Genomic DNA, 2,671 nt, shown 5'->3' with positions numbered 1-2,671 from the left:
TTGTTCGGCGGCGTCCTACTCTCCCACAGGGTCCCCCCTGCAGTACCATCGGCGCTGAAAGGCTTAGCTTCCGGGTTCGGAATGTAACCGGGCGTTTCCCTAACGCAATGACCACCGAAACACTATGAAACAAACAAACCAACCAGAGTCAGCAACGGTTCGTTATTTCAGAACCAACACAGTGGACGCGAGCAACTGAGGACAAGCCCTCGGCCTATTAGTACCAGTCAACTCCACCGGTCACCCGGCTTCCATATCTGGCCTATCAACCCAGTCGTCTACTGGGAGCCTTACCCCATCAAGTGGGTGGGAGCCCTCATCTCGAAGCAGGCTTCCCGCTTAGATGCTTTCAGCGGTTATCCCTCCCGAACGTAGCCAACCAGCCATGCCCTTGGCAGGACAACTGGCACACCAGAGGTTCGTCCGTCCCGGTCCTCTCGTACTAGGGACAGCCCTTCTCAAGACTCCTACGCGCACAGCGGATAGGGACCGAACTGTCTCACGACGTTCTAAACCCAGCTCGCGTACCGCTTTAATGGGCGAACAGCCCAACCCTTGGGACCGACTCCAGCCCCAGGATGCGACGAGCCGACATCGAGGTGCCAAACCATCCCGTCGATATGGACTCTTGGGGAAGATCAGCCTGTTATCCCCGGGGTACCTTTTATCCGTTGAGCGACGGCGCTTCCACAAGCCACCGCCGGATCACTAGTCCCGACTTTCGTCCCTGCTCGACCCGTCGGTCTCACAGTCAAGCTCCCTTGTGCACTTACACTCAACACCTGATTGCCAACCAGGCTGAGGGAACCTTTGGGCGCCTCCGTTACCCTTTAGGAGGCAACCGCCCCAGTTAAACTACCCACCAGACACTGTCCCTGATCCGGATCACGGACCCAGGTTAGACATCCAGCACGACCAGAGTGGTATTTCAACAATGACTCCACCACAACTGGCGTTGCGGTTTCACAGTCTCCCACCTATCCTACACAAGCCGAACCGAACACCAATATCAAGCTGTAGTAAAGGTCCCGGGGTCTTTCCGTCCTGCTGCGCGAAACGAGCATCTTTACTCGTAATGCAATTTCACCGGGCCTATGGTTGAGACAGTCGAGAAGTCGTTACGCCATTCGTGCAGGTCGGAACTTACCCGACAAGGAATTTCGCTACCTTAGGATGGTTATAGTTACCACCGCCGTTTACTGGCGCTTAAGTTCTCAGCTTCGCCCCACCGAAATGGAGCTAACCGGTCCCCTTAACGTTCCAGCACCGGGCAGGCGTCAGTCCGTATACATCGCCTTACGGCTTCGCACGGACCTGTGTTTTTAGTAAACAGTCGCTTCTCGCTGGTCTCTGCGGCCACCACCAGCTCAGGGAGCACGTCCCATCACCAGCAATGGCCCCCCTTCTCCCGAAGTTACGGGGGCATTTTGCCGAGTTCCTTAACCATAGTTCACCCGAACGCCTCGGTATTCTCTACCTGACCACCTGAGTCGGTTTAGGGTACGGGCCGCCATGAAACTCGCTAGAGGCTTTTCTCGACAGCATAGGATCATCCACTTCACCACAATCGGCTCGGCATCAGGTCTCACCCTTNATGAGGAACGGATTTACCTACTCCTCGGGCTACACCCTTACCCCGGGACAACCACCGCCCGGGCTGGACTACCTTCCTGCGTCACCCCATCACTTACCTACTACCACCTTGGACCGGCGGCTCCACCACTCCCCTCAACTCCGAAGAGATCAGGGCGGCTTCACGGCCTTAGCATCAGAGGATTCGATATTGGGCGCTTCAAAGCGGGTACCGGAATATCAACCGGTTGTCCATCGACTACGCCTGTCGGCCTCGCCTTAGGTCCCGACTTACCCTGGGCAGATCAGCTTGACCCAGGAACCCTTAGTCAATCGGCGCACACGTTTCCCACGTGTGTATCGCTACTCATGCCTGCATTCTCACTCGTGAACCGTCCACAACTACCTTCCGGCGCTGCTTCACCCGGCACACGACGCTCCCCTACCCACCACAGCCCTCGTTAGAGGTAATGCTGCAGTGACACGACTTCGGCGGTACGCTTGAGCCCCGCTACATTGTCGGCGCGGAATCACTTGACCAGTGAGCTATTACGCACTCTTTCAAGGATGGCTGCTTCTAAGCCAACCTCCTGGTTGTCTCTGCGACTCCACATCCTTTCCCACTTAGCATACGCTTAGGGGCCTTAGTCGATGCTCTGGGCTGTTTCCCTCTCGACCATGGAGCTTATCCCCCACAGTCTCACTGCCGCGCTCTCACTTACCGGCATTCGGAGTTTGGCTAAGGTCAGTAACCCGGTAGGGCCCATCGCCTATCCAGTGCTCTACCTCCAGTAAGAAACACACGACGCTGCACCTAAATGCATTTCGGGGAGAACCAGCTATCACGGAGTTTGATTGGCCTTTCACCCCTAACCACAGGTCATCCCCCAGGTTTTCAACCCTGGTGGGTTCGGTCCTCCACGAAGTCTTACCTCCGCTTCAACCTGCCCATGGCTAGATCACTCCGCTTCGGGTCTTGAGCGCGCTACTCCATCGCCCTATTCGGACTCGCTTTCGCTACGGCTTCCCCACACGGGTTAACCTCGCAACACACCGCAAACTCGCAGGCTCATTCTTCAAAAGGCACGCAGTCACGACG

Annotated in this window: 1 rRNA gene and 1 other annotated feature (1 of these 2 cut by a window edge); the gene reads right to left on the bottom strand. The window is 56.6% G+C overall.

Annotation, left to right across the window (positions count from 1 at the left end):
* Positions 1-2: 2 nt before the first annotated feature.
* Positions 3-119 (bottom strand): 5S ribosomal RNA (rrf, locus tag LCH29_RS43740).
* Between the two features lie 77 nt (positions 120-196).
* Positions 197-2,671, bottom strand: a sequence feature (mutual gap in cmsearch alignment for this rRNA model is longer than 100); it runs 453 nt beyond the window's last position.

The sequence above is a fragment of the Streptomyces sp. BRA346 genome (assembly GCF_052851135.1).
Note: the sequence above shows the minus strand (reverse complement) of the source record. Positions and strands in the feature narration are given on the sequence as shown.